This is a genomic window from Dyella japonica A8 (assembly GCF_000725385.1).
Lineage (GTDB): Bacteria > Pseudomonadota > Gammaproteobacteria > Xanthomonadales > Rhodanobacteraceae > Dyella > Dyella japonica_C.
Window position 1 is genome coordinate 4,801,180 of record NZ_CP008884.1, and the last position, 26,321, is coordinate 4,827,500.

Below are 26,321 nucleotides of genomic sequence, written 5' to 3' on the forward strand. Positions count from 1 at the left end.
CCGGAGTGGTGAACCACGTCGTGAGGCAATGGAAAAGCAAAGGCGCTGGATCCCTGCCTTCGCAGGGATGACGTAGAGGGAGGTTGCAGGGCTTTGGGCTAGTCGGCGCGACTGAACTTCATGCTGGTGAAGGCACCCCTACCCCTTACCGTCATCCCTGCGAAAGCAGGGATCCAGTGCCTTTGCTTCAGCCTTTCGCTGCACCGCGCCAAGACCGGCAGCAACGTACTCACTGCACCCTTCATACGTCGCACCACAAGCTGCGACGCTCACCTCCCGGCGCGAGTTGCGCTAACGGCGGATGAACGTGACCGGCGATGCGTGGCCCGCGTCGCGTTTTTCAGCGCTTCCACCGCAGGAATACGCTTGCGGATTGGCCGGTACCCCGATGAAATAGCCGGGTTACACCTGCACGCGCGCTCGTTTCTCAAGGCGGCTCGCGAACGCCATCATCATTACTCGGGGTGCTCCACCGCCATGTCACAACGTCTTTCCCGCCTGATCATCGTTGCGCTGCTTTCCACCTGCGCTGCCACCGGCGCGCTCGCCGCCGGCAAAACCTCCAAGTCGACCACCAAGAAACCCGCTACCCCCGCGGTCCCGGCGCTGGTGTGGCGCGGCGACTACGCCACGGCACGCGGCGTGGTGGAGGACGTGGCCAAGGCTTATGAGAAGAGCGGCAAGGGCCGCATCGACGTGCAGCCGTTCAACACGGCCTCCGGCCTGGATGCCGTGGAGCACGGCATGGCCGATATCGCCGGCAGCGCACGCAGCAGCTACGGTGACGCAGAGAGCAACCTGCTCTTCACGCCGGTGGCGTTCGACGCGCTGGTGATGGTCACGCATCCGTCCAACAGCGTGCCGAACCTGACCGTGAAGCAGCTGCACGACATCTACCTGGGCAAGATCACCAACTGGCGCGATGTCGGCGGCAAGGACGCGCCGATCGACCTGTACGCCGTCGCCAGCCCGGGTGATGGCGTGGAATACAGTCTGCGCCGCCTGGTGTTCGGCCGTGGCAACCAGCCGGTGGCCGCGCCGCGCCTGTACGTGAACACGGCGAAGCTGGAAGAGGCCGTGACGCTGGATCCGAACGCGCTGGGCGTGACCACCCTCTCCGGCGTGGCCAACAACGCCAAGGTGCGCATGATCAGCATCGAGGGCGTGGCCCCGAGCCTGTCGACCGTCTCCAACGGCAGCTACCAGCTGTACACCCCGCTGTTCCTGGTGACCAACAAGGAAAGCCCGAAGGCCGCGCAGATTTCCGGCTTCATGGACTTCCTGCTGACCGACCAGGTGAAGGGTCTGGCCCGTGCGCACCATCTGGTGCCGTACGTGGAGGCGCGCCAGCTTGCCGAGAACGACAAGGCCCGCCGCGAGAAGCTGCTGGCTGAAGCCGGCGTCAAGGCCGACGTGGTTGCCGATCCGGTGCTGACGGAAGCCCAGCGCCCGACCATGCCGAACGCGCCTGCCGCTGCGGAGCCCGCTGCTGCTGCTGCTGCCGCACCGGCCGCTGCCAGCGCCGCCGCCGGCCAGACCTACACCGTGTCCAAGGGCGACACGCTCGGCGGCATCGCCAAGAAGTACTCGGTGACGGTGGCCCAGCTGAAGGAATGGAACCACCTCAGCGGCGACAGCGTGAAGCTCGACCAGGTGCTCAAGGTCAGCGGCAACTGATTGCCCGCGTGCGCATCCGCGCCCTGACGCTCGACCTGGACGACACCCTGTGGCCGGTGCTGCCGGCCCTGGAACGTGCAGACCGCGACGTCGACGCGTACCTGCGCCAGCACTATCCCGACGTAGCGCGCGCATGGCCCATCCCGGCCATGCGCGCCCTGCGCGCCGAGGTGGCCGCCGAGCGGACCGACCTTGCCCACGATTTCACCGCGCAACGCCACCTGACCATGCGGCGGGCGTTCACCACCTGCGGCATCGATGCGATACCGCTGGAAACCCTGTGGGAAATCTATTTCTCGGCGCGCAACAGCGTCGACCTGTTTCCCGACAGCCTGCCCGCCCTGCGGCGCATCGCCGGACGCTGGCCGGTCGTGAGCCTGACCAACGGCAACGCCGACCTGGACCGCATCGGCATCCGCGAACACTTCGCGCACCACGTATGCGCGCGTGACACCGGCGTGGCCAAGCCCGATGCGCGCATCTTCACCGCCGCCGCCGAGCGGCTGGGCCTTGCGCCGGCAGAGATCCTCCACGTGGGGGACGATCCGGAACTGGATGTGGTGGGCGCGCGCGATGCCGGACTGCGCACGGCGTGGATCAACCGCGCGGGGCATCCGTGGCCGGGGGCGCTGGGTGCGGCGCCGGATCTGGATCTGCGTGACATGGGAGCGTTGGCGGATTGGTTGGAAGCGCAGGGCTGAGGCTAAGGCTGCCTCTGCGATCGCGATAACCATCCGCCTTAAGCCCTCTTGGCGAGGGCGCGTTGCGAAGTGCAACGGAGTACCCGCTGTGTAGCGGCGAAGGTTGCCAAACCCCACGATTCCTCAGCCGTTCGGGCCTATCCTCGCGGAATGCAGAACTCCTCAGCGCACCGGCGCGTTGCGGTGTAGCCGTACCGGCCAATAGAGATATCGCCGGGTGCCGGTTACCTCAAGCTCCAAGGCTCGTATCCAACACGACGCTACTGGAGCTTTGGAGGCCATTTTCTTTGGGTTACTTTCGACGCGAAGCTAGTCCCCGTGGGATCTTTTGGGCCAGCAAAAGAAAAGTGACTCGAGCGTGGGCAGACGATCGAAACGCCCGCTGCGTCCCACGGGACTAGCTTTGCGTCGTAAGCGGCACGGCCGCGGGAAGGCCCGAAGAAGCCGATCATCTTTGCGCGATAGCCGAGCGCAAAGTCACTGGACCCCTGCCTTCGCAGGGGTGACGGCTAAAGAATGAAACATCGAGGCGAGCACCCGCCCCTCACCCCAACCCTCTCCCCTTCGGGGAGAGGGAGCCCCAGGTTGCGCGAGATCCGATACACCGAAGGAACCCTACTCTCGCCCCTCGCCCCAAAAGCGCGCATGATTGCGCATCACCTCGCTGCCAACGCGGCCCTGCCGGTGCCGCGCAAGGAATTCCATGTCCGTCCTGATTGAACGCAAGTCCAGCGATCGCCACAGCATCGCCATCGAGACCACCGACGCACAGCACCTCGCCGCCAGCAAACGCCGCCTCACCGCCGCCCAGCGGCAGTGGCTGGCTGCCTCCGGCTTTGAAGCCGTGCCGGGCAGCTTCGCCCTGCTCCCCGACGAGAACGGCAAGCTGGTGCGCGTGCTGGCCGGTGTCGATGCCGGCGACGCACTGAGTGCGCTCGGCACGCTGGCGCGCACGCTGCCGGAAGGCACCTATCACCTTGCCGACGAGGGCGTGCTGAAGGATAAGCTGCAGGCGGCGCTGGGCTGGGCGCTGGGCGCTTATGAGTTCACCCGCTATCGCAAGGCGCGCCGCGCGCCGGCCAAGCTCGCCGTGGCGGCGGCTGACCTTGCCACGCTGCAGCCGCTGGTGGACGCCACCACGCTGGTGCGCGACCTGGTCAACACGCCCACCGAAGACATGGGCCCCAAGCATCTCGCCGACGCAGTGAAGCAGCTGGGCAAGACGCACAAGGCGAAGGTGCGCGAATGGGTGGGCGACGAACTGCTCGACGCCAACTTCCCCACCATCCACGCCGTGGGCCGCGCCAGCCATCGCTCGCCGCGCCTGGTCGAACTGACCTGGGGCAAGAACAGCGATCCCAAGATCGCCGTGGTCGGCAAGGGCGTGTGCTTCGACACCGGCGGCCTGGACCTGAAGCCGGCCGACGGCATGCGCTGGATGAAGAAGGACATGGGCGGCGCGGCGCATGCCATCGCGCTGGCCGGCCTGATCATGCAGGCGAAGCTGCCGGTGCGCCTGCAGCTGCTGATTCCCGCCGTGGAGAACGCGGTGTCGGGCGCGGCGATGCGCCCCGGTGAAGTCATCACCACGCGCCCGGGCATCACCGTGGAAGTGGACAACACCGATGCCGAAGGCCGCCTGGTGTTGTGCGATGCACTGGCTTACGCGAGCGAGCAGAAGCCGGAGCTCATCATTGATTTCGCCACGCTCACCGGCGCGGCGCGCATCGCGCTGGGCCCGGACTTGCCGGCGCTGTTCGCCAACAACGACGAGGCCGCCGACCGCGTGATCGCTGCCGGCCGCACGGTGAACGATCCGCTGTGGCGCCTGCCGCTGTGGCGCCCGTACCGCAAGATGCTGGAATCGTATCTGGCCGACATGGCCAACTCCGGTGCGTCCCGCCATGCCGGTGCGATCACTGCCGCGCTGTACCTGGAGCGTTTTGTGCCCGAGACCACGCCGTGGCTGCATCTGGATACCTATGCCTGGAACGACGCCGACCGCCCCGCCCACCCGCGCGGTGGCGAGGCATTGGGTTTGCGTGCGTTCTTTGCGTTCCTGCAGCAGCGCTACAAGGGTTAATGGGCGATACGGTCTGGAAAGAAAGGGCGGCCCACGGGCCGCCCTTTCTTTCTAAGACGTGCGAGTTTTTATGTGGGAGCGCACCCTGTGCGCGACGGGGCGCGTGGTTGTACGTCCATGGAGCGGCGGAGAGGCTCCATATCCACTCTCGCGAACAGCGTGTACCAGAGGCGCCATCGACGCCGCGGTCGCGCACAGGGTGCGCTCCCACAGGGTTGTCGCCAGCTGAGCGCTGTGCGGGTGCTCAGGCGCCCGACGACTCCGGCCTCGCCCCGCGCAACTTCCGCGCCAGCGTGCGCAGGCCGCGCAGGATCTTCGGCACCAGCCACAGCAGGAACAGCACGAAGATCCCCAGCAGCACGAGGAACACGGCCGGGTGTTGCCACATGAGGTACATGCCACCCAACCAGGAGATGTCTTCGCCAAGGCTTGCGCCCCAGTTGCTGAAGGGCTCGGGCGAGGTGTTGATCAACGCCCTTCCCCCGGTCTTGGCCAGATGCGTGCCTGAAGCCAGCGTGCCGCCCAGCAGGGCCGCGGCCAGTTGCGTGCCCGCGCCCGCGTCGCGAAACACGCCCCACGCAAGCAGGGCGCCCGCGGGCACGCGGATGAAGGTGTGCACGGCATCCCACACGCTGTCGAAGGCGGGCACCTTGTCGGCAAGGAACTCGCCCAGCGACAGCACGCCTGCGGTGACCAGTACCCAGGTATCGGTCAGTAGCTGCAGGCCGTCCGGCAGGTGCACGTAGCCCAGCCGGCCGAGCAGACCGGCGATGAAGACCGTGGCGTAAAGGCGAAAGCCGCTGGCCCAGGACAGGCCACCGGCCAGCGCGAGATTTTGCAAGGTATCCATGGGCAGTCTCCGGCGACGACGCGCGAACGGCCTGCCCCAAGCATGCGCGCTGCCTGGCCTGCGCTACAACTGCGCGCCCGGCGCATGGGGACAAAACCATGACTTCCGGCGATGACGGCATCCGATGCGTGGTGTCATCCTGCCGGTTTGATCCAGCCAGAGACCCACCGATGCCTTCACCACGCCTGCTCTCGTTCGCGTTGTGCGCCGCGCTTGCCTCCCTCGCCCATGCCGATGACGCCAAGCCCGCGCCGGAACAGCCGCCGCTGACCGAACAGACGCAACGCTCCGGCGGGCAGCTCCCGGCGGAGCAGCAGCGCGTGAACTTCGATCATGCGGAGCTGCATTTCAGTGTCGACCCGGCACAGCAGACACTGGATGCCGAGGCGCGACTGACCTTCACCGCCCGCGAGACCACCGACGTCCTGCTGCTGGATCTGGATCCGCACCTGGCCATCGCCCAACTGACCGTTGACGGCAAGGCACTGACGCAGGGCCAGTGGAGCAACCCGGAGGGCCGCCTACGCATCGCCCTTCCCAAGCCGCTGGCGAAAGGTGGCAAGGCCGTGGTGGACATCCGCTACGGTGGCAAGCCGCATGTAGCGAAGAAGGCGCCCTGGGACGGCGGCTTCGTGTGGAGCCACGCCAGCGACGGGCAACCCTGGATCGCCACGGCGGTGGAAGGCGAAGGCTGCGACCTGTTCTGGCCGTGTATCGATCACCCGCAGGGCAAGCCTGACCTGGTCGACACCTACATCACCGTGCCGAAGTCGCTCGCCGCGCCGGGCAACGGCACGCTGGTGGAGATCAAGGAACACGGTGACACGCATACGTATCACTGGCGCGCGAAGCACCCGACCACCTACGCCATCTCGATCAACATCGGCCCGTTCGACGTGCTGAAGGGGAATTACCACAGCCGCTACGGCAACACGATTCCGATGCAGATGTGGTACCTGCGCGGCCATGAGGCGCAGGCCAAGCAGCTGTTCGGCGAATTCCCGCGCATGCTCGATTTCTTCGAGCAGCAGATCGGCCCCTACCCCTTCGGCGACGAGAAGATGGGCGTGGTGGAAACGCCGCACCTGGGCATGGAGCACCAGACCATCAACGCCTACGGCAACGGTTACCCGCGCAGCGAGTACAACTTCGACTGGCTGCTGCAGCACGAGTTTTCGCACGAGTGGTTCGGCAACCAGGTGACCAATGCCGACTGGGACGACATGTGGATCCACGAGGCTTTCGGCACCTACATGCAGCCGTTGTACGGCCAGTACCTCTATGGCGACATGCCGTATTTCTCGATGCTGCAGAACGAACGCAGCATGGTGAAGAACGCCTTCCCCATCGTGAAGGGGCAAAGCCTGTACGAGGATGACGTGTACAACGCTGAGCACGGGCCGGGCAACGACATCTACTACAAGGGCTCGCTGATGCTGCACACGCTGCGGCAGATGATCGGCGACCAGGCCTTTTTCGAAAGCGTGCGCCGGCTGGTGTATGGCCGCCCGGACCCGAAGCCGGGCAACTTCGCGCCCCACTACGCCACCACGAAGGACTACATCGACATCGTGAACCAGGTAAGCGGTCGCAAGCTCGACTGGTTCTTCGACGTGTACCTGCGCGAAGCGGCGCTGCCGACGCTGGAAACGCAGCACGAGGGCAACACGCTGCACCTGCATTGGCGGGTGCCGCACGACAAGCCGTTCCCGATGCCGGTGGAGGTACAGGTGGGCGACCAGCTCGTCGTCGTGCCAATGAATGGCGGGGACACGTCGATTCCGGCGCCGGCCGGCACGCTGGTGATCGTCGATCCGCACAGCAAGGTGCTGCGCGAGATGCCGCATTTTGCCGAGTACCAACAGTGGAAGAAAGAACAGGCGGAGAAGAAGGCGAAGGCGGGGAAGTAATCACCACCCGCCCCTCTGTGGGAGCGCACCCTGTGCGCGACAAGCCGACGGAGCGGTGATGTTGTCACCCCGCGGTCGCGCACAAGTGCGCTCCTACAGGGGCTACCGATGTTGGTAGGAGCGCACTTGTGCGCGACCACGCAGCGACGGCATCGCCGCTCCGTAGGCTGTCGCGCACAGGGTGCGCTCCCACAGAAAGCCCTTGGTCCTTGAATGAAAAAGGCGGCCCGTGGGCCGCCTTTTTCGTCGATCGAAGCTGGTGCGATCAGTGCGCTGCCGGCACCTGCGGCTGCGGCTTTTCCGGTGTCGCCGCGGCGGTGGTGGCGCTGATGTTGGAGAACTTGCCGCCGTACGGCAGTACTTCCGCCGCCAGCTTGGCGTCGCTCTTGATCAGGCCCACCGCGTCGAACAGGATGTGCGCGGTTTCGTCCAGCTGCGGGTCGGCCGCCTTCTTGGCGTCCTTCTCCTGCTTCAGCTCGCTCTTGAGGCTGCGCTCGTTGGCGTTGAGGCCGTCGTCCAGCGTGTCGGCATCATCCGTGTCGGTGTTGCCGTCGATGGCCTTGTGGCGGGCGCGGAAATCGGCCTGGATGGCATCCAGGTCCTTGCGCTCGGTTTCGCGCTGGGCGAAGTTGAGCGAGATGGTGGTCTTGTCGCGCATCTTCCGGTACTGCGCCAGCTCGTCGAGCATCAGCTTCCACGCCGGCGACTTGGCCGTGCGGGCGTCGTGCTTGGTGGTCAACTGGCCGAGGTAGGCCTTCAGGTCCGCCACCGGCTTGTAGTCAGCCGGCGCGATCTGCGTCCACGGCAGCGCGTTGTCGTAGGTCGACTCGCCGAAGTCCTTCTCGTCACCGTTCTTGGGGAACTGGATGTCCGGCGTCACGCCCTTCAGCTGGGTGGAGCCGCCGTTGATGCGGAAGAATTCCTGGATGGTCATCTTCAGCTCGCCGAACTGCGGCTTCTCGCTGTTGTTGCGGGTGAAGCGGTCCAGGTCGACCAGGTTCTGCACGGTGCCCTTGCCGAAGGTCGGCTGGCCGATGATCAGGCCGCGGCCGTAATCCTGGATGGCCGCCGCGAAGATTTCCGAAGCCGAGGCCGAGCCACGGTTGACCAGCACGGCCATCGGACCGCTCCAGGACATGCCCGGATCATCGTCGCCCTGCACCTGCACTTCGCCGCGCGCATCGCGCACCTGCACCACCGGACCCTGGTCGATGAACAGGCCGGTGAGTTCATTGGCTTCAGCCAGCGAGCCGCCGCCGTTGTTGCGCAGGTCCATCACCACGCCTTCCACGCCTTCGGCCTTGAGCTCGCCAAGCAGCTTGGCGACGTCGCGGGTGGCGCTCTTGAAGTCCTTGTCGCCTTCGCGGCGCGCACCGAAGTCGGAGTAGAAGCTCGGCAGGTCGATCACGCCGATCTTGCGCGTGACGCCAGCGTCCTTGATCTCGATGACTTTCTTCTTGGCCGCCTGCTCCTCGATGCTCACCTTCTGGCGAACCAGGCTGATGAGTTCGTGCTTGCCGTCCACGCCAGCGTCGGCCGGGAGGATTTCCAGGCGGACCGTGGTGTCCTTCTTGCCGCGGATGTGCTTGACCACGTCATCCAGGCGCCAGCCGATGACGTCGGTCATCGGGCCGCTGGTGCCCTCGCCGATGGCGACGATGCGGTCGCCCACGTGCACCTTGCCGGACTTGGCGGCCGGGCCGGCGGGCACGATCTCGCGGATGGCGGTGTATTCGTCGCGCGCCTGCAGCACCGCGCCGATGCCTTCCAGCGAGAGCTTCATGGAGATGTCGAAGTTTTCCGCCGCGCGGGGGCCGAGGTAATCGGTGTGCGGGTCGGTGGACTCGGCATAGGCGTTCATGAAGGACTGGAACGCATCCTCGCCGTCGAGCTGCTTCACGCGGTCGATATAGCCGGCGTAGCGCTTATCGAGGGTCTTGCGGATCTCGTCGTCAGCCTTGCCGGCAAGCTTCAGGCGCAGCCAGTCGTTCATGGTGCGCTGGCGCCACAGGGTGTCGAGCTCGGCCTGGTCCTTGGGCCAGTCGACCTTCTTGCGGTCGTAGTTGTAGCTTTCGTTGGTGTTGAAGTCGAAGCCCTGCTTCAGCAGGCCGCGCGCATAGTTCATGCGCTCGACGGCGCGCGTGACGTACAGGTTGAACATCGAGAACGGACCGGACAGATCCTGGTTCCAGATGGCATCGTCCATCTGCGTCTTCAGCGGCGCGAACTTGGCCAGGTCGGCCTGAGTGAAGAACACCTTCTCGCCGTCCAGGCTTTCCAGGTAGGCCTTGTAGATCTTTTGCGACATCGCATCGTCAAGCGGCTTCGCGTCGTAGTGGAAGCGCGTGAGGAAGCGTGCGGACAGCTGTGCCGCCTGTGCCTGCGTCGTGGTGGGCTTGAGCGGCAGCGTGGAGAACTTGCGCGGCGCCGTGGTATCGAGATCGGCGGCGGACTGCGCGTACGCACCGGCACCGGTAACGGCAAGAGCAAACAGCAGGGCGAGCGAGGGGCGCAGTTTCATAGGTTCTCTGTGAGCTCTCAGGCGTGCTCGGTGACACCCGCGGCGTGAGCCTGCAGGTCAGCGTGGTAGGACGAACGCACCAGCGGACCGGAGGCGACGTGATGGAAGCCCATCGCCTCGCCGGCTTCGCGCAGGGATTCAAATTCTTCCGGCGTCCAGTAGCGGATCACCGGATGGTGGTGCGGCGTAGGCTGCAAGTACTGGCCGATGGTGATCATGTCCACGTCATGCGCGCGCAGGTCGCGCATGGTCTCGAGCACCTGCTCCATCGTCTCGCCCAGGCCCAGCATGATGCCGGACTTGGTCGGCACGTCCGGATGCTGCGCCTTGAAGCGCTTGAGCAGGTCCAGCGACCACTGGTAGTCCGCGCCCGGCCGCACTTCGCGGTAGAGGTGCGGCACGGTTTCCAGGTTGTGGTTGAACACGTCCGGCGGGAAGTCCTTGAGCACTTCCAGCGCGCGCTCCATGCGGCCCTTGCCGCGGAAGTCGGGCGTGAGGATCTCGATCTTGATGTTCGGTGCCGCATGACGCGTCGCGCGGATGCACGCGGCGAAATGCTCGGCACCGCCGTCGCGCAGGTCGTCGCGGTCCACCGAGGTGATCACCACGTACTTCAGGCGCATGTCGCGGATGGTCTCGGCCAGGCGCGCCGGTTCCAGCGGATCGGGCGCGGCCGGGCGGCCATGCGCCACGTCGCAGAACGAGCAGCGGCGGGTGCAGACCTCACCCAAAATCATGAAGGTGGCGGTGCCCTTGCTGAAGCACTCGTGGATGTTCGGGCACGAGGCTTCCTCGCACACCGTGACCAGCGAGTTCTCGCGCAGGCGCGACTTCAGCTGTTGCACGGCGTTGCCCTGCGGCAGGCGCACGCGGATCCAGCTCGGCTTGCGCAGCGTGGGTACGTTCGTTTCGAAGCCGGCGCGATTGAGCCCGATCTTGTCGTTGCCCAATTGCTTCTCGACGGGAGCTCCGGCGACGACGCTGATCGGGATGGCCTTGGAAGTGGAGGTTTCGCTCATGTAGGCAAACTCAGACCGCTACGCGAGCGGGTAGTTCAGGAAGGATGGGGGGCGCGGCCTCAGCGACGAACCCGAACTGGTGGCAGAACTCCTCCACCAGGGCGTCCTCGACGTCCGACAGGCGCGACGGACCGCCCAAGTCTAGCACCTGCGTGACCGCCAAACCCTTGTAGCCACAAGGATTGATGCGGTGATAGGGCTCAAGATCCATGTTCACGTTGAAGGCCAGGCCATGGAAGCTGCAGCCGCGCCGGACGCGCAGGCCCAGCGCCGCCACCTTGGCGCCCGCCACGTAGACGCCCGGGGCGCCCTCCAGGCGGTCGGCGCCGATGTTCCAGTGGCCGAGGGTGTCGATGATGGCCTGCTCGATCTTGTGGACCAGCTCGCGCACGCCCACGCCGACCCGGCGCAGGTCGATCATCGGGTACGCCACGATCTGGCCGGGGCCGTGATAGGTCACCTGACCGCCGCGGTCCACATGGATCACCGGGATATCGCCGGGCGCCAGCACGTGTTCGTCCTTGCCGGCCTGGCCGAGGGTGAACACGGGGTCATGCTCGAGCAGCCAGAGCTCGTCGGGCGTGTCGGGCCCCCGGTTGTTGGTGAACTGGCTCATCGCCTCCCAGGTCGCCTCGTAAGGCTGGCGACCGAGACGACGGACTTTGAGCGGCAAGGACATGGGGGCTGACCTGGGGATAGAGCTGATTATCTGCGGCCGTGAGACCGCCCTTGCAAGGGCTGGAAGTCATCGCGGTGCCCGGCGGGCACGGTCGGCCCGCCGGATGCCGGGGCGGCTGGGCGCCCCGGGGTGGCTTACAGCGTGTAACGGATATCCGGATCGGCGCGCAGCGAGGTGTGCGCCTGGTCGTACTGCTCGCGGGTCTCGGCGCGGAAGCTCACCGTCACCGAGATGAAGTTGCCCTCGCGCGAGTCGCGGTGCTTGACCGTCTCATGCAGCACGTGCAGACCGATGCCTTCCAGGATCTGCGGCACGCGCGCCTTCAGGTCCGCATTGGCATTGCCCATGGCGGTGATTTCAAACTCACCGGGGAACTGGAAGCCCTGGCCTTCCTGCTGGGCTTCGATGGTGTCGATATCACGCATCAGTGCACCTCCGTTACTTGGTCTCGTCGGGCTTCTTGTCGCTGTGGAACCACAGCATGATGCTGTCCCACAGGCGGCCGAAGAAACCGGCCTGCGGTGCATCGGCAAGCGCGATCAGCGGCACGTTCTGCACCGGCTGGCCGTCCAGCGTGACGCGCAGCGTGCCCACCTGTTGACCCTTGGTGAAGGGGGCGACCAGGGTGGCGGGAACGTCCAGCGTGGCCTTCAGCTTGTCATAGTCGCCGCGCTTGACGGTGACCAGCACGTTGTCGGCCACGCCCAGCGGCAGCTGGTTGGACTGACCCTTCCACAGCTTCGGCGTTGCCAGCGGCTTGTCGCCGTCATACAGCTTGTGCGTCTCATAGAAGCGGAAACCGTAGCTCATCAACGCCATCGCGGCATCGGCACGGGTCTTCTCGTTGGTCGAGCCCATCACGATGGCGATCATGCGCGCATCGCCCTGCTTGGCCGAGGCGGCCAGGCAGAAACCCGCCGCAGCGGTGTGGCCGGTCTTGATGCCGTCGACGGTCGGGTCACGCCACAGCAGCAGGTTGCGGTTGTGCTGCTTGATGCCGTTCCACTCGAAGTCCTTGATCGCCGAGATCGCATAGTCCTCGGGGAAGTCGTGGATCAGCGCACGCGAGAGAATGGCGATGTCGCGCGCCGTGCTGTAGTGGTTGGCGATCGGGTAGCCCGATGCATTCTGGAAATTCGTATTGGTCATGCCCAGCTGCTTGGCATAACCGTTCATCAGGCCAGCAAAGGCCTGCTCCGAACCGGCGGTGTGTTCGGCCAGCGCGATGGCGGCATCGTTGCCGGACTGGATGATCAGGCCGTACAGCAGGTCCTTCAGCGGCACCTGGCTGTTGAGCTTGAGGAAGCTGGTGGAGCCGTCGGTGCCTGCGCCGCCGCTGCGCCACGCGTTCTCGCTGATGGTCACCGGATCAGTCATGTGGACCTTGCCGTTGGCCACCTCGGCCGAGACCACGTAGTCGGTCATGATCTTGGTGATGGATGCCGGCTCGACGCGCAGGTCGGGCTCCTTCGACGCCAGCACCTGGCCGGTGGCGTAGTCCATCAGCACCCAGGCCTTGCCGTCCACGTCCGGCGGCGGCGGCACCGGCGCCTCGGGCGCGACCGGACGCGGCACCGGAACAGGCTTGGGCGGGGTCTGCTGGGCAACGGCCGTGCCGACGACCAGGGCGGCGATGGCAAGCGAGGAAAGGGTACGGCGGATCAGGTTCATCGTTCGGTTCGGTCCAATGGCTATCGCGGCGCCGGGGCGCCGCACGTTTCAATCAATGCGTCAGTCTACCGCGACCTGCGGCCTGGGCAGCCCCATATTCTCGATGCGCGAGGTGACATCGTCGGCCTGGTCCACGCCTGCGAGCGGCCCCACGCGCACGCGCCGAATACTGCGGCCGTTGATTTGGGCATCCACCACCTGTACCGGCGCAAAATTGGCGGCGCGCAATTGCTGTGCCACCCGCTCGGCGTTGGTGGCGTCAGAGAATGCACCCACTTGCAGGTAAATGCCGGGCCCTGGGCTGGCAGGTTTGGGCGGCGGCGGTGGCGGCGGCAGGGTTTGCGCGGTCAGCGGCTGCGAAGGATCGATGGCGCGCACTTCCACCAGCCCGGTGCCCTTGGGCCACACGCCGATGCGCACGGCCGCGGCGTAGGACAGGTCGATGACGCGGTTTTCATGGAACGGGCCGCGATCGTTGATGCGCACGATCACGCTCTTGCCGTTTTCCAGATTGGTCACGCGCGCATAGCTGGGAATGGGCAGCGTCTTGTGCGCAGCGCTGAACTGGTACATGTCGTAGTCCTCGAGACTCGAGGTCTTGTACCCGTGGAATTTGTTGCCGTAGAACGAGGCGATGCCGCGCTCCACATAGCCGTTGGGCGAAGCCAGTACGTTGTAGGTCTGGCCCAGCACGGTATAGGGCGACTTGTTGCCGTACAGCGCGCGCGGCTCCACCTTCGGTACGGGCTCGGGCAGCTTGGCGATGACTTCGGGCGGCGGACCTTCGGGCACGCTGTCCGCGTCGTCGCGATAGCGGCTGCTCTGCGGCCGGCTGATGTCGTCGTTGACCCCACCGCGCGACGAGGCGCCGCCGTTGGTGCCGGACCATTTGGTGCCGCGAGAGGACGAGCCCGCCCCCGCCGCCGAGCCCGGCGCGGAGGGACGGGTCTTGCCGCCGCTGCAACCGGCCAGCAGCGCCATCAGCAGGAGTGGCAGCGCGAGCCGCCACCTCATTGCGTGGCATCCATCCCGTTGACCCCTTGCGCGATCGCCTGCGCCAGCTGGTGCACGGCCAGCGCATACAGCGGACTGCGGTTGTAGGTGGTGATCACGTAGAAATTCTGGAAGGTGAACCAGTATTCCATGCCATCGGCGCCCTGCAGCGACTGCAGGCTGCTGGGCTGGGCGGGGTTGAGCGACTGCACGGGCGCGTAGCCCCACGCTTCGAGCTGCTCGACCGGCCATTGCGGTTTGGAGTCCTTGACGGAAATGGGCCTGGGGGCACCATCGGCGCGCGCCGGCGCGGCCACGGGGCCACCGGTCTGCCAGCCGTGCTTGGCGAAGTAGTTGGCGACGCTGGCGAAGATGTCAGGCAGGGAGTTCTTCAGGTCGATGCGGCCGTCACCATCGGCATCCACGCCGAAGTCACGAATGCTGGACGGCATGAACTGGCCCCAGCCCTGCGCACCGGCATATGAGCCGGTGAGCGTGTCGACCGGGCCGGCAAGGTGGTTGTCGGGCAGTTCCAGCAGCGTCTTGAGCTGGTCGCGGAAGAAGGTGGCGCGCGGCGGGTAGTAAAGGCCCAGCGTCACCAGCGCGTCGAGCACCTTGTACTTGCCGGTGATCTTGCCGTACGAGGTTTCCACGCCGACGATCGCCACGATGTACTCGGGCGCCACGCCGTATTGCTTGCCGATGCTTTCCAGCAGCGCGCGATGCTCACGATAGAACGCGATGCCATCGTTGATGCGCTGGGGCGTGATGAAGATCGGGCGATAGTCCTTCCAGGGCTTCGCCTCGGCCGGGCGGCTGATCGCGTCCAGGATGCTCTGCTGCTTCTTCGCACCATCCAGCAGGGCGTTCAACGACGTCGTGCTCTTGCCCGTGTCGCGGGCCACTTCGCTGACCAGCTGATCTTGTCCGGGATGGGTTTCTGCGAGGGCCGGCATGCATGCCGTGGCGAAAAGAAGGCCCAGCGAGGCGACGAGGCGACGAGTCGGGAGCGACGCGGGAATCGAGGGCATGAATGACTTCACTGTCGAAAACGGCTACGCGGCTAGCCTAGCATGCTGACAGCGGAAAACACTTGGTTTGCCGGAGATTTCAGGCATGCCGGCCCGGCACCCGGCATGCGGCTGGCGCCGCGGCTATTTGTGGATTTTGCGGTTCGCGTAGATCGACATCAGCACGCCGAAGCCAGTCAGCAGCGACACCGCCGACGTGCCGCCATAGCTGATCAACGGCATCGGCACGCCTACCACCGGCAACATGCCCGCCACCATGCCGCCGTTGACGAACACGTAGACGAAGAAGCTCATGCCGATGGCGCCGGCCAGCAGGCGCGAATAGGTATCGCGCGCTTCCATGGCGATCCACAGACAGCGGCCGATGATGAAGGCATAGAGCAGCATCACGCCGATCACGCCGACCAACCCGAACTCTTCGGAAAACACGGCGAAGATGAAGTCGGTGGTGTGCTCGGGCAGGAAATCCAGGCGCGACTGCGTGCCGTGCTGCCAGCCCTTGCCGAACAGGCCACCGGAACCCACGGCGATCTGCGACTGGATGATGTGCCAGCCATTGCCCAGCGGGTCGGATTCCGGATCCAGCAAGGTGCGCACGCGATTGCGCTGGTATTCGTGCAGGAAATGCCAGGCCACCGGGATCATGGCGCCCACGGCGGCCAACAGGCTGCCGATCTTCCACCAGCGCATGCCGGACAGGAACAGCGCGAAGGCGCCTGCCGCCGATACCAGCAAGGCCGTGCCCAGGTCAGGCTGTTCCGCGATGAGGCCGGCCGGGATGCCGATGAGGATGCCTACCGCGATGATGTCCTTCCAGCTCGGCGGCAATTGGCGCGGATGCAGGTACCACGCCACCATCATCGGCATGGTGAGCTTGAGCAGCTCCGACGGCTGGAACGACATGACGCCCAGGTTCAGCCAGCGCTTGGAGCCGCTGCGGACCTCGCCGATGGCCGCCACCACCAGCAGGAGGAAAATGCTGGCCGCGTAAAGCCACGGCGTCCAGGTGCGCAGGGTCTGCGGCGGAATGCGCGAAATGAGCAGCACGAGCACGCCGCCCATCGCAAAGCGCGCGGCCTGCCCGCCGATCATGGCCATGTTGCCGCCGCTGGCGCTGTAGAGCGTCATCAGCCCCACACCGGCGAGGACCATCAGGCCGAGGGCCAGCGGGATATCGATGCGCGGCCGCTTCGCCATGCGGCGCAGCAGTTGCATCAGGCGCGCCTGGAGCTCGTCGATCATGGGTTGCCTCCATCCTCGGGCGGTGCGGCGCTGGCGCTGTCGGCCGGGACTGTTGGCATGGTGGACATGTCCGCTGGCGAGACGACGGGCGTGTCTTCGGGCACGTCCGGCGCGCTGGAGGGAGCCGCCGGCTCGCCTTCCGGGTTCTTCGGCGGCACGGGACCGCCGGTCGAGGCTAGCCATGCTTCCATCACCTTGCGCACGATGGGGCCGGCGTCCGACGCGCCCCACGCACCCGATTCCAGCATGGCGACAACGGCGATGCGGGGGGCCTCTGCAGGCGTGTAACCGATGAACCATGCGCGGTGGCGCGCGGCCAGATAGGCGGTGTTCTTGTTGGTGTCGTATTCGTTGCTACGCCGGGAGAAACGCTCCGCGGTACCGCTCTTGCCCGCCACAAGGTACGGAAAGCCGGTGAACTGCCCCTTGGCCGTACCGCCCACCTCATTGACCACGGCTAGCATGCCCTGATTCACCACATCCCAATCATGCGGCTTGCGGATCAGCGAAGGCCCGGCGGGCGTGTTGGGCAATGGCACCGGGCGCTCCTTCACGGCGGAGGTGGCCATTACCAGCCGTGGCGCATACGGCGTGCCGTGGCCGGCAAAGGTGGCCGTGGCATGGGCGAGCTGCAGCGCGGTGACGTTCCAGTAACCCTGGCCGATGCCGGCGATCACGGTTTCGCCCTTGAACCAGGGGTATTTGCTGCGCGTGGCCTTCCACTCCGGCGACGGCAGAATGCCTTCGGCCTCACCCAGCAGGTCGATCCCCGTCTTCTTGCCGAAGCCCAGGCTACCCATCCAGTTGGCCAGCCGGTCGATGCCCATGTCGAGCGCGAGCTTGTAAAAGTACGTATTGGTGGAGAGCTGGATGGCTCGCACCATGTTCACCGTGCCGTTGCCGCCACGCACGTCGTCGCGATAGCAGCGCTGCTGGCCCGGGATACAGAATTCGCCCGTCGACAGCACGGTGTCCTCCGGACGGCGGATGCCCAGTTCCAGACCACCCAGCGCGAGGAACGGCTTCACCGTCGAACCCGGCGGATACGCGCTCTTCAGCGCGCGGTTGAGCAACGGCTTGTCCTCGGCCGTCATGTAGCCCGTGTAGTCCGCCTTGCTGATGCCGTTGACGAACAGGTTGGGGTCGAAGCTCGGCACGCTGGCCATGGCCAGCACCTGGCCATTGCGCGGATCGATGGCCACCGCGGAGCCCGGCCGCCCCTGGAAGGCATCGGTGGCCGCCTTCTGCACCCGCATGTCGATGCTCAGGTAGAGGTTCTTGCCCGGCGTGGGCGCATGGGTTTCCAGCACGCGCTGCACGCGGCCGTCGGCATTCACTTCGACCAGCTCGTAGCCGGGCTCGCCGTGCAGCATGTCCTCGTACGAGCGCTCCAGACCGCTGCGACCGACGTGGCTGGTGCCCTTGTAGCGATCCTGGTCGAGGCGGTTCATGTCGTCCGCATCGATGCGCCCCACATAGCCCACCACGTGCGCGAACAGGGGGCCGTACGGGTAACGGCGGGTGAGATAGGGCACCACGTCCACGCCCGGGAAACGCCAGCGGTTGATGGCGAACCGGTCGATCTCATCCTCGGTGAGGTGCAGCTTCAGCGGCACGCTGTCGAAACGGCGGTTCTGCTTGAGCTGCTTCCTGAAGGCCTCGAGGTCGCCGTCGTCCAGCGGCACGACCTCGCGGAGGGAGGACAGCATGCCCTGCATGTCCTTCACCTGCTCGGGCACCACTTCCAGACGGAACGCCGGCACGTTGTCGGCCAGCAACACGCCGTTGCGGTCGTAGATGAGGCCGCGCGCGGGCGGAATGGCGCGCGGCTTCATGCGGTTGTTCTCGGAGCGCAGGGCGAACTCGTCGTGGCGCCGCACCTGCAGGTACTGGTAACGCGCCACCAGCACGCCCAGGCCGATAAGGATCAGCGCAAAGCCCACGAAGGCGCGCACGCGGAACAGCGTGGCTTCGCCGCGGGCATCCTTGATGGCGCGTCGCCGCAGTGCCATGGCGTTACTGGATGCGCAGGCGCATGCGCAGGTCGTCCATGAGCAGGAACAGGAACGGCCAAAGCGCGGCGCCGACGAACGGCGAGATCCACCACGTCGCCGACGGCAACGCATCGCCCGCGAACGTGCGCACAATCAGCAGCAGCACGCGGTCATTCAACAACAGGGCCAGCACGGCCAGCGTCTGCTGCCACATCGGGAAGAAACGCAGGCGCGAACGGAAACGCAGGACGATGAACACCATCGCGCACAGGCGCATGGCCTGTTCGCCGAGCAGCACGCCGTCCAGCAGGTCCGCGCACAGGCCCACGACGAAAGCCAGGCCCAGGGTGACGCGGTCACCCGATTCCAGCGACCAATACAGCAGGAACAGGGCCGGCCAGTAGGGCTTGAAGGGCTGCAGCGGTGCCGGCAGCGGAATCAGCATGGACAGCACGGCGAACACCAGCGTGCCCACGAACCACAGCAGACTGACGCGAGGTTTGCTCATGGCTGCACCGCCGGGTTCGTGGCGGCTGCGGCCGTGCCGGTGGCCGCCGCCGGGCTCGCCGGCGGCGCGGCGCTGCCCGCGGAGGCCGGCGCGGGGGCCAGGTCAGCGGGCGGACCCGCCGGCACGGCCGGCTCGGGCGGCCCCACTGGCTCGGCCAGATCGTGAATGATGAGTACGTTGTCGCTGCGATCCAGGTCAGCCGCAGGGCGCGCGCGCCCTTCCAGGAACATGCCCGACCCCGCCGGTTCCACGCTCTGGATCTCGCCCACGGGAAAGCCCGTCGGGAAGCGCCCGCCAAGGCCCGAGGTCAGCAACTTGTCGCCGGGATGAACATCGGCGGCCATGGAGATATTGGGCAGGCTCAGCAGGTCACCCTCGCGCGTGCCATAGGCCACCGTGCGGAAGCCGGTGCGCTCGATCACCACCGGAATGGCGTGGTCGGGGTCGGTCACCAGCATCACCAGGGACGTACGGGGCATCACCTGCACCACCTGGCCCATCACGCCGTGGGCATCGATCACGACCTGCCCCAGCTTGACGCCATCGTGCGAACCCAGATTGACCAGCAGGCGACGGTTGGACGTGCCCAGGTCCACATCGATGACGCGGGCCAGCTGCACGTTGAGATCAAGGCTGTGCTGGGTGTCGAGCAGCTGCTTCAGGCGCTCGTTCTGCTCGGCCACGGCTGCCATGCGGTTGAGCTTGGCGTTGGCCAGCAACAGATCCTCGCGCAGGCGCTGGTTCTGCTCGGTAAGCATCTTGCGATCGGAAAAGGCCACGCTGAGGGTGCGCATGCCGGTGGCCGGCAAGCTGGCGAGCCGGTACACGGGCTCGACCAGCACCGACGTGGTGTAGCGCAGGCGCCAGATCCAGCCGTTGCGATGGTCGAGCACCATCAGCACCATGGCTAGCGCAAGATAGATAATGAGCCTGAGCGTACCGGCGACCGTGCCGGCAAACAGGGGCGAGGATTCCTCGCGCGCAAGCGCCATCGCTTAACCCACCCCTGTCGCTAGGTTTATTCCGGAGCGAAGAAATCGCTGCCGTGCTGGTCGATCAGCTCCAGCGCCTTGCCACCGCCACGGGCCACGCAGGTCAGGGGCTCGTCGGCCACCTGCACATGCAGGCCGGTTTCCTCGGAAATGAGGCGATCCAGGTCGCGCAGCAGCGCGCCGCCGCCGGTGAGCACGATGCCGCGCTCGGCGACGTCGGAGCACAGTTCCGGCGGGGTCTGCTCGAGGGCGGACTTCACCGCAGCCACGATGCCCGACAGCGGCTCGTGCAGCGCTTCCAGCACCTCGTTGGAGTTGATGGTGAACATGCGCGGCACGCCCTCGGCGAGGTTGCGGCCGGAGATCTCGATCTCCTTCACGTCCGTCTGCGGGAACGCACAGCCGATTTCCAGCTTGATGCGCTCGGCCGTGGATTCGCCGATCAGGGTGCCGTGGTTGCGGCGCACGTAGTTGATGATGGCTTCGTCGAAACGGTCGCCACCCACGCGCACGGACTGCGAGTAGACGATGCCGTTCAGCGAGATCACGGCCACTTCGGACGTGCCGCCACCGATATCCAGCACCATCGAGCCGCGCGCCTCATGCACCGGGATGCCGGCGCCGATGGCGGCGGCCATGGGCTCTTCGATCAGGAACACGTCGCGGGCACCGGCGCCTTCGGCCGATTCCTTGATGGCGCGGCGCTCCACCTGGGTGGAGCCGCAGGGCACGCAAACCAGCACGCGCGGGCTCGGGCGCAGCATGCGCGACTTGTGCACCTGCTTGATGAAGTGCTGCAGCATCGCCTCGGTCATCGAGAAGTTGGCGATCACGCCGTCCTTCATCGGGCGCACCGTGGCGATATTGCCCGGCGTGCGACCCAGCATCTTCTTGGCGTCGCTGCCAACCGCGGCCACGGCACGCGGGCCGCCCGGACCACGGTCCTGGCGAATGGCCACCACCGACGGTTCGTTCAGGACGATGCCCTGGCCCCGCACATAAATGAGCGTGTTGGCCGTGCCGAGGTCGATCGAAATGTCGTTGGAGAAAAATCCGCGAAACTTCTTGAACATGGGTCCGCCGCGCGCCGGCTCTGGCTAAAAAGTAAGCGCGCCAGTCTAGTCAGCAAGTTCCCGGACCGCAAGGCCAATCTCGTTAAGAAAGCCTTTAATTACGCTGTGATAGCCGGGTTTTGTGCGCCGCGCCGCAGCGGCCGGGATCGCAAGAAAGTCGCGATCGAGATCGGTTGCCGGTATGATCTGGAACTTTGAGCCAGGCTGGCGCAAGCGCTGCCCGGACTGCCACCCATCTGCCAGGGAATTTCCTCGCACCATGTCTGCCGTCATCTGCGGATCGCTCGCCTACGACACCATCATGGTGTTCCAGGACCAGTTCAAGAACCACATCCTTCCGGACCAGGTCCATATCCTGAACGTGTCGTTCCTGGTGCCCCGCATGCGTCGCGAATTCGGTGGCTGCGCCGGCAACATTGCCTACAACCTCAAGCTGCTCGGCGGCGATCCGCTGCCGGTGGCCACGGTGGGCCAGGATTTTGGCCCCTACCAGGCCCACATGCAGAAGTGCGGCATTCGCCTGGACTACGTGCGCGTGTTCGATGACCAGTTCACGCCGCAGTGCTTCATCACCACCGACCTGGACAACAACCAGATCACGGCCTTCCATCCGGGCGCCATGCTCAGTGCGCACACCAATCACGTGCGCGACATTCCGGAGATCAGCTTCGCCATCGTGGCGCCGGACAGCCGTGATGCGATGCTGCAGCACGTCGACGAGTTCGCGGCGCGCGGCGTGCCCTTCATCTTCGACCCGGGCCAGGCGATGCCGTTGTTCGACGGCGCCGAGTTCCGCTCGATGATCGAGAAGTCCACCTACGTCATCGTCAACGACTATGAGTCGCAGCTGCTGCAGCAGCGCACGGGCTGGACCGCGCAGGAAATCGCCTCGCGCGTGAAGGCCTACATCGTCACGCTGGGCCCGCGCGGTTCGCAGATCCACACCGAAGGTACGATGCATGAAATCCCGGCGGCACGCGAACGCCAGGTGGTGGATCCGACCGGTTGCGGCGACGCTTACCGCGCCGGCCTGATCTTCGGCATCATGAAGGGCAAGGATTGGCCGACCGTCGGTCGCATGGCATCGCTGATGGGTGCGCTGAAAGTGGAGCACCCGGGCACGCAGAACCAGTACTTCGACTACGCGCAGTTCTCGGCGGAATTCAAAGAACAGTTCGGCTACTCGATCGACTGAAGATAGCCGTCCATACGGCAATTCGTCGGGCCTGACCGACACGACAAGGCCTCCTTCACGGAGGCCTTGTTCATTTCAGCCGACGCGAAAACCCATGGTGGCCTGGACGGCGTCCTGCCAGCCTCGATAGAGCTGGCTGCGTTCGGTTTCCTGCATGATCGGGGTGAATCGCCGGTCCACCTGCCACAACGCGGCGATTTCCTCGCAACTCTCCCAGAAACCCACCGCCAAGCCCGCCAGGTAGGCGGCACCGAGCGCGGTGGTTTCCTGCACCCGCGGGCGCAGCACGGGAACGCCGAGCATGTCGCTCTGAAACTGCGCCATGAAGTCGTTGGCGATGGCGCCGCCGTCGGCGCGCAGTTCTTTCAACGCGATGCCTGCGTCGGCCTCCATTGCCGTGAGCACATCGCGCGACTGATAGGCCATTGATTCGAGTGCCGCCCGCACGAAATGCTCCTTGTTCGTGCCGCGACTCAGGCCAAAGACCGCGCCCCGCACGTCACTGCGCCAGTAGGGTGCGCCCAGGCCGACAAATGCCGGCACCATGTAGACGCCCTCGCTGGAGGCAACGCGCTCCGCGTAGGCCTGCGAGTCCGACGCCTTGCCCAGCATCCGCAGGCCGTCGCGCAGCCATTGGATCACGGATCCAGCGACAAAGATGCTGCCCTCCAGGGCGTAGTCCACACGATCACCCAGCTGCCAGGCGATGGTCGTCAGCAATCCATGCCGGGACGGAACCGCCTGCTCGCCGGTGTTCATCAGCATGAAGCAGCCGGTGCCGTAGGTGTTTTTGGCCATGCCCCGACTGAAGCAGGCTTGCCCGAACAATGCAGCCTGCTGATCACCCGCGACGCCGGCAATCGGCACGCTCGCGCCGAAGAACTGCGCGGGTGCCGTGTGGGCGTAGATTTCGCTGTTGGAGCGCACGACCGGGAGCATCGCCCGTGGAATGTCGAGCATGGCAAGCAGGTCGTCATCCCACTTGCGTCGATGAATGTCGTAGAGCAAGGTGCGCGCGGCGTTGCTCACGTCCGTCACGTGCGCGCTCCCGCCACTCAGGTTCCAGATCAGCCAGCTATCGATCGTGCCGAACAACAGCTCGCCACGCTCCGCGCGGGCTTGCGCACCGTCGACGTGATCGAGAATCCAGCGCAGCTTGGTGGCCGAGAAATAGGCGTCGATCAGCAGCCCGGTGCGTTCGCGCACCAGCGCGTCGTAACCACCCTGCCGCAGGCGTTCGCAGATCTCCATGCTCTGGCGGGACTGCCAGACAATCGCGTTGTGGATCGGCTGGCCGGTGGCGCGATCCCACACCACGGTGGTTTCACGCTGGTTGGTCATACCGATGGCTGCGATTTCCGCGAGCTCCACCTGCGTATTGGCGAGCAGCTCGGTGACTGTCACCAGCACGCTAGTGAGGATCTCGCGCGGGTTGTGCTCGACCCAGCCCGGTTGGGGGAAGATCTGCGCGAACTCGCGCTGCGCCGTGCCGACGACCGAGCCGGAGTGATCGAACAGGATCGCCCGGGAGCTCGTCGTTCCCTGATCAAGGGCCAGGATGTAACGCTGTTTCACGCCCGCTCGCTCCCGCATGCACCCGGATGACGCGCCAAGCGTAGCAACATCGGCCCCGGATGCACGGGGCCGACGATGTACTCAGTGCGCAGCGGTCTTGTCGCCGGGCTGCATGATGCGATCGATGAAGGCCAGGGCGAGCGCCGACACGACGAACGCGAGGTGCAACAGCACCTGCCATTTGATGGTTTCGGCGTCGAGGGACGCCGCCTTGATGAAGGTGGCGAGCAGGTGGATCGACGAAATGCCGATGATGGCCATGGCGAGCTTCACCTTGAGCACCGTCGCGTTCACGTGCGACAACCATTCCGGCTGGTCCGGATGACCATCCAGCTTCAGGCGCGACACGAAGGTTTCATAGCCGCCGACGATCACCATGACCAACAGGTTGGAGATCATCACCACGTCTATCAGGCCCAGCACGGTCAACATGATGGTCGTTTCCGCGCTGTCGGCTGTGCCCGCAGGCAGGTGGCCAAACAAGGTCGCGTCGACGAGATGCCAGAGTTCGCGCACGAACTGCACGACATAGATGGCCTGGGCAACGATGAGGCCCAGGTACAGCGGCAGCTGCAACCAGCGGGAAGAGAAAATCAGATAAGGAAGTGGACCAAGGCGGCTCTTTTGAGGAGTCGTCATACGCATCACGTTGTCGGAATTGGACTACGGATGATCGCAAATTCTTGCGCACATGAATATCGCGTTGCTCGCGGCCATTCATGCTGAAGTGGGCTGTACGCGCTGCCGGCGATTAGCAACCCGCCGCGCGCTCTGGTTTGGACGTCCAAACGCGCGCCGATTTTCGGAACGCGCAAAGACAAACGCCTTCCCGGATGGGAAGGCGTTTGAGGGATAAAGCCCCTGGCGGTGACCTACTCTTGCATGAGGATTCACACTACCATCGGCGCAGCTGCGTTTCACTTCCGAGTTCGGGATGGGATCGGGTGGGACCACAGCGCTATAGCCGCCAGGGAAAGGGTGGGAACAGCGCTTAGAGCGCCAGTTCCGCAGAGGGTGTAAACGAGTGACAAGCGATTTGGGTGAACCGATCGAGATGATTCGTTGAGACGAGTTGTCTCTAGCGAAGCGTCTTGGGGTTATATGGTCAAGCCTCACGGCTCATTAGTACACGTAAGCTCAATGCATTGCTGCACTTCCACACCGTGCCTATCAACCACCTAGTCTTGATGGTGCCTTAAGGAGACTCGAAGTCTCGGGAGATCTCATCTTGAGGCGCGCTTCCCGCTTAGATGCTTTCAGCGGTTATCGCTTCCGTTCGTAGCTACCGGGCAATGCCATGGGCATGACAACCCGAACACCAGCGGAACGTCCACTCCGGTCCTCTCGTACTAGGAGCAGCCCCTCTCAAATCTCCAACGCCCACGACAGATAGGGACCGAACTGTCTCACGACGTTCTGAACCCAGCTCGCGTACCACTTTAAATGGCGAACAGCCATACCCTTGGGACCGGCTACAGCCCCAGGATGTGATGAGCCGACATCGAGGTGCCAAACACCGCCGTCGATATGAACTCTTGGGCGGTATCAGCCTGTTATCCCCGGAGTACCTTTTATCCGTTGAGCGATGGCCCTTCCATACAGAACCACCGGATCACTAAGACCTACTTTCGTACCTGCTTGATCCGTCGATCTCGCAGTCAAGCACGCTTATGCCTTTGCACACAGTGCGCGATGTCCGACCGCGCTGAGCGTACCTTCGTGCTCCTCCGTTACTCTTTGGGAGGAGACCGCCCCAGTCAAACTACCCACCACACACGGTCCCTGATCCGGATTACGGACCTAGGTTAGAACGTCAAGCACTTCAGGGTGGTATTTCAAGGATGGCTCCACCGAAACTAGCGTCTCGGTTTCATAGCCTCCCACCTATCCTACACAGAAGAACTCAACGTTCAGTGTGAAGCTGTAGTAAAGGTTCACGGGGTCTTTCCGTCTTGCCGCGGGAACGCTGCATCTTCACAGCGATTTCAATTTCACTGAGTCTCGGGTGGAGACAGCGCCGCTGTCGTTACGCCATTCGTGCAGGTCGGAACTTACCCGACAAGGAATTTCGCTACCTTAGGACCGTTATAGTTACGGCCGCCGTTTACTGGGGCTTCGATCAAGAGCTTCGCCTTGCGGCTGACCCCATCAATTAACCTTCCAGCACCGGGCAGGCGTCACACCCTATACGTCCACTTTCGTGTTTGCAGAGTGCTGTGTTTTTGATAAACAGTCGCAGCGGCCAGGTTACTGCGACCCTCTAACGCTCAGTCACGCACGTGACCACGTCGGAGGGCGCACCTTCTCCCGAAGTTACGGTGCCATTTTGCCTAGTTCCTTCACCCGAGTTCTCTCAAGCGCCTTGGGATTCTCACCCTGCCTACCAGTGTCGGTTTACGGTACGGTTTCTCTTAAGCTGAAGCTTAGTGGCTTTTCCTGGAAGCGTAGTATCAGTCACTTCGTCCAATAGGACTCGTCTCGGTGCTCGGCATAAAGAGGGCCGGATTTGCCTAACCCTCATGCCTACCGCCTTTCCCCGGGACAACCAACGCCCGGTAGACCTAACTTTCTCCGTCCCCACATCGCACTTAAGAGAAGTGCTGGAAT

The 26,321-nt window shown here is 64.9% G+C and carries 20 protein-coding genes and 2 rRNA genes (1 of these 22 running past the window's edge); 5 read left to right on the top strand and 17 right to left on the bottom strand.

Translation table 11 applies throughout. The annotated features are described in order from the left end of the window. Nucleotides 1-477 precede the first annotated feature (477 nt). The 3 genes from HY57_RS20520 (at nt 478) to HY57_RS20530 (ending at nt 4,461) form a co-directional block, all read left to right on the top strand. Nucleotides 478-1,677 (top strand): LysM peptidoglycan-binding domain-containing protein, encoded by a 1,200-nt coding sequence (locus tag HY57_RS20520; protein ID WP_019465913.1) that lies wholly within the window; start codon nt 478-480, stop codon nt 1,675-1,677. A gap of 8 nt (nt 1,678-1,685) precedes the next feature. Further along, nucleotides 1,686-2,378, top strand: a complete 693-nt coding sequence (locus tag HY57_RS20525; RefSeq protein ID WP_019465914.1) for an HAD family hydrolase — start codon at nt 1,686-1,688, stop codon at nt 2,376-2,378. Nucleotides 2,379-3,081: 703 nt separating this feature from the next. Further along, nucleotides 3,082-4,461 (top strand): leucyl aminopeptidase family protein, encoded by a 1,380-nt coding sequence (locus HY57_RS20530; protein WP_019463531.1) that lies wholly within the window; start codon nt 3,082-3,084, stop codon nt 4,459-4,461. 244 nt (nt 4,462-4,705) lie between these two features. Here HY57_RS20530 and HY57_RS20535 read toward each other — a convergent pair whose 3' ends face one another. After that, nucleotides 4,706-5,311 carry a DUF4126 domain-containing protein gene (locus HY57_RS20535; RefSeq protein WP_019463530.1) on the bottom strand — a complete coding sequence of 202 codons (606 nt, stop codon included), beginning with the start codon at nt 5,309-5,311 and terminating at the stop codon, nt 4,706-4,708. A 170-nt stretch (nt 5,312-5,481) separates the two neighbouring features. Here HY57_RS20535 and HY57_RS20540 point away from each other — a divergent pair, with 170 nt between their 5' ends. Further along, nucleotides 5,482-7,221 carry a M1 family metallopeptidase gene (locus HY57_RS20540; protein ID WP_019463529.1) on the top strand — a complete coding sequence of 580 codons (1,740 nt, stop codon included), beginning with the start codon at nt 5,482-5,484 and terminating at the stop codon, nt 7,219-7,221. Between the two features lie 265 nt (nt 7,222-7,486). Here HY57_RS20540 and HY57_RS20545 read toward each other — a convergent pair whose 3' ends face one another. The 12 genes from HY57_RS20545 to HY57_RS20600 form a co-directional block, all read right to left on the bottom strand. After that, complete coding sequence (locus tag HY57_RS20545; RefSeq protein ID WP_019463795.1) at nt 7,487-9,742, bottom strand: carboxy terminal-processing peptidase; 2,256 nt, start codon at nt 9,740-9,742, stop codon at nt 7,487-7,489. 17 nt (nt 9,743-9,759) lie between these two features. Beyond that, the gene (gene lipA, locus HY57_RS20550) at nt 9,760-10,761 is read right to left on the bottom strand and encodes a lipoyl synthase (protein ID WP_019463796.1); all 1,002 of its coding nucleotides are present in this window, start codon (nt 10,759-10,761) and stop codon (nt 9,760-9,762) included. A gap of 10 nt (nt 10,762-10,771) precedes the next feature. Continuing rightward, the gene (gene lipB, locus HY57_RS20555) at nt 10,772-11,440 is read right to left on the bottom strand and encodes a lipoyl(octanoyl) transferase LipB (protein ID WP_050997857.1); all 669 of its coding nucleotides are present in this window, start codon (nt 11,438-11,440) and stop codon (nt 10,772-10,774) included. 134 nt (nt 11,441-11,574) lie between these two features. Continuing rightward, the gene (locus HY57_RS20560) at nt 11,575-11,865 is read right to left on the bottom strand and encodes a YbeD family protein (RefSeq protein ID WP_019463798.1); all 291 of its coding nucleotides are present in this window, start codon (nt 11,863-11,865) and stop codon (nt 11,575-11,577) included. 13 nt (nt 11,866-11,878) lie between these two features. Further along, nucleotides 11,879-13,111, bottom strand: coding sequence for a D-alanyl-D-alanine carboxypeptidase family protein (locus HY57_RS20565; protein WP_019463799.1), 1,233 nt, complete (start codon nt 13,109-13,111; stop codon nt 11,879-11,881). Between the two features lie 60 nt (nt 13,112-13,171). Next, nucleotides 13,172-14,125, bottom strand: a complete 954-nt coding sequence (locus HY57_RS20570) for a septal ring lytic transglycosylase RlpA family protein (protein ID WP_019463800.1) — start codon at nt 14,123-14,125, stop codon at nt 13,172-13,174. Next, the gene (mltB, locus tag HY57_RS20575; RefSeq protein WP_019463801.1) at nt 14,122-15,135 is read right to left on the bottom strand and encodes a lytic murein transglycosylase B; all 1,014 of its coding nucleotides are present in this window, start codon (nt 15,133-15,135) and stop codon (nt 14,122-14,124) included. The genes HY57_RS20570 and mltB overlap by 4 nt, the downstream gene beginning before the upstream one ends. A 123-nt stretch (nt 15,136-15,258) precedes the next feature. Next, nucleotides 15,259-16,377 carry a rod shape-determining protein RodA gene (gene rodA, locus HY57_RS20580; RefSeq protein WP_019463802.1) on the bottom strand — a complete coding sequence of 373 codons (1,119 nt, stop codon included), beginning with the start codon at nt 16,375-16,377 and terminating at the stop codon, nt 15,259-15,261. Further along, nucleotides 16,374-18,389: a penicillin-binding protein 2 gene (mrdA, locus tag HY57_RS20585; protein WP_019463803.1), complete on the bottom strand. Its 2,016-nt coding sequence runs from the start codon at nt 18,387-18,389 to the stop codon at nt 16,374-16,376. The genes rodA and mrdA overlap by 4 nt, the downstream gene beginning before the upstream one ends. Before the next feature lie 4 nt (nt 18,390-18,393). Next, nucleotides 18,394-18,879, bottom strand: a complete 486-nt coding sequence (gene mreD, locus HY57_RS20590; RefSeq protein WP_038580170.1) for a rod shape-determining protein MreD — start codon at nt 18,877-18,879, stop codon at nt 18,394-18,396. Next, nucleotides 18,876-19,871 (bottom strand): rod shape-determining protein MreC, encoded by a 996-nt coding sequence (gene mreC / locus HY57_RS20595; protein WP_038580173.1) that lies wholly within the window; start codon nt 19,869-19,871, stop codon nt 18,876-18,878. Before mreC ends, mreD begins: the two co-directional genes overlap by 4 nt. A gap of 26 nt (nt 19,872-19,897) precedes the next feature. Next, nucleotides 19,898-20,944, bottom strand: coding sequence for a rod shape-determining protein (locus HY57_RS20600; protein WP_019463564.1), 1,047 nt, complete (start codon nt 20,942-20,944; stop codon nt 19,898-19,900). Between the two features lie 259 nt (nt 20,945-21,203). On the opposite strand from HY57_RS20600, the gene HY57_RS20610 reads away from it, so the two are divergent. Further along, entirely contained in the window at nt 21,204-22,139 is a 936-nt protein-coding gene (locus HY57_RS20610; protein ID WP_019463562.1) for a carbohydrate kinase family protein, read from the top strand. A gap of 75 nt (nt 22,140-22,214) precedes the next feature. Here the strand turns inward: HY57_RS20610 and glpK are convergent, their stop codons facing one another. The 4 genes from glpK to HY57_RS20630 all read right to left on the bottom strand — a co-directional run. Further along, nucleotides 22,215-23,714, bottom strand: a complete 1,500-nt coding sequence (glpK, locus tag HY57_RS20615; RefSeq protein WP_019463561.1) for a glycerol kinase GlpK — start codon at nt 23,712-23,714, stop codon at nt 22,215-22,217. A gap of 81 nt (nt 23,715-23,795) precedes the next feature. Continuing rightward, nucleotides 23,796-24,353 carry a TIGR00645 family protein gene (locus HY57_RS20620; RefSeq protein ID WP_026033640.1) on the bottom strand — a complete coding sequence of 186 codons (558 nt, stop codon included), beginning with the start codon at nt 24,351-24,353 and terminating at the stop codon, nt 23,796-23,798. Between the two features lie 220 nt (nt 24,354-24,573). Continuing rightward, nucleotides 24,574-24,686 (bottom strand): 5S ribosomal RNA (rrf, locus tag HY57_RS20625). 129 nt (nt 24,687-24,815) lie between these two features. Further along, nucleotides 24,816-26,321, bottom strand: a 23S ribosomal RNA gene (locus HY57_RS20630); it runs 1,373 nt beyond the window's last position.

Coding starts and splice junctions, on each gene's coding strand:
- HY57_RS20520 (WP_019465913.1), top strand. CDS start 478: ATGTCACAACGTCTTTCCCGCCTGATCATCGTTGCGCTGCTTTCCACC.
- HY57_RS20530 (WP_019463531.1), top strand. CDS start 3,082: ATGTCCGTCCTGATTGAACGCAAGTCCAGCGATCGCCACAGCATCGCC.
- HY57_RS20535 (WP_019463530.1), bottom strand. CDS start 5,311: ATGGATACCTTGCAAAATCTCGCGCTGGCCGGTGGCCTGTCCTGGGCC.
- HY57_RS20540 (WP_019463529.1), top strand. CDS start 5,482: ATGCCTTCACCACGCCTGCTCTCGTTCGCGTTGTGCGCCGCGCTTGCC.
- HY57_RS20545 (WP_019463795.1), bottom strand. CDS start 9,742: ATGAAACTGCGCCCCTCGCTCGCCCTGCTGTTTGCTCTTGCCGTTACC.
- lipA (WP_019463796.1), bottom strand. CDS start 10,761: ATGAGCGAAACCTCCACTTCCAAGGCCATCCCGATCAGCGTCGTCGCC.
- lipB (WP_050997857.1), bottom strand. CDS start 11,440: ATGTCCTTGCCGCTCAAAGTCCGTCGTCTCGGTCGCCAGCCTTACGAG.
- HY57_RS20560 (WP_019463798.1), bottom strand. CDS start 11,865: ATGCGTGATATCGACACCATCGAAGCCCAGCAGGAAGGCCAGGGCTTC.
- HY57_RS20565 (WP_019463799.1), bottom strand. CDS start 13,111: ATGAACCTGATCCGCCGTACCCTTTCCTCGCTTGCCATCGCCGCCCTG.
- HY57_RS20570 (WP_019463800.1), bottom strand. CDS start 14,125: ATGAGGTGGCGGCTCGCGCTGCCACTCCTGCTGATGGCGCTGCTGGCC.
- mltB (WP_019463801.1), bottom strand. CDS start 15,135: ATGCCCTCGATTCCCGCGTCGCTCCCGACTCGTCGCCTCGTCGCCTCG.
- rodA (WP_019463802.1), bottom strand. CDS start 16,377: ATGATCGACGAGCTCCAGGCGCGCCTGATGCAACTGCTGCGCCGCATG.
- mrdA (WP_019463803.1), bottom strand. CDS start 18,389: ATGGCACTGCGGCGACGCGCCATCAAGGATGCCCGCGGCGAAGCCACG.
- mreD (WP_038580170.1), bottom strand. CDS start 18,879: ATGAGCAAACCTCGCGTCAGTCTGCTGTGGTTCGTGGGCACGCTGGTG.
- mreC (WP_038580173.1), bottom strand. CDS start 19,871: ATGGCGCTTGCGCGCGAGGAATCCTCGCCCCTGTTTGCCGGCACGGTC.
- HY57_RS20600 (WP_019463564.1), bottom strand. CDS start 20,944: ATGTTCAAGAAGTTTCGCGGATTTTTCTCCAACGACATTTCGATCGAC.
- HY57_RS20610 (WP_019463562.1), top strand. CDS start 21,204: ATGTCTGCCGTCATCTGCGGATCGCTCGCCTACGACACCATCATGGTG.
- HY57_RS20620 (WP_026033640.1), bottom strand. CDS start 24,353: ATGACGACTCCTCAAAAGAGCCGCCTTGGTCCACTTCCTTATCTGATT.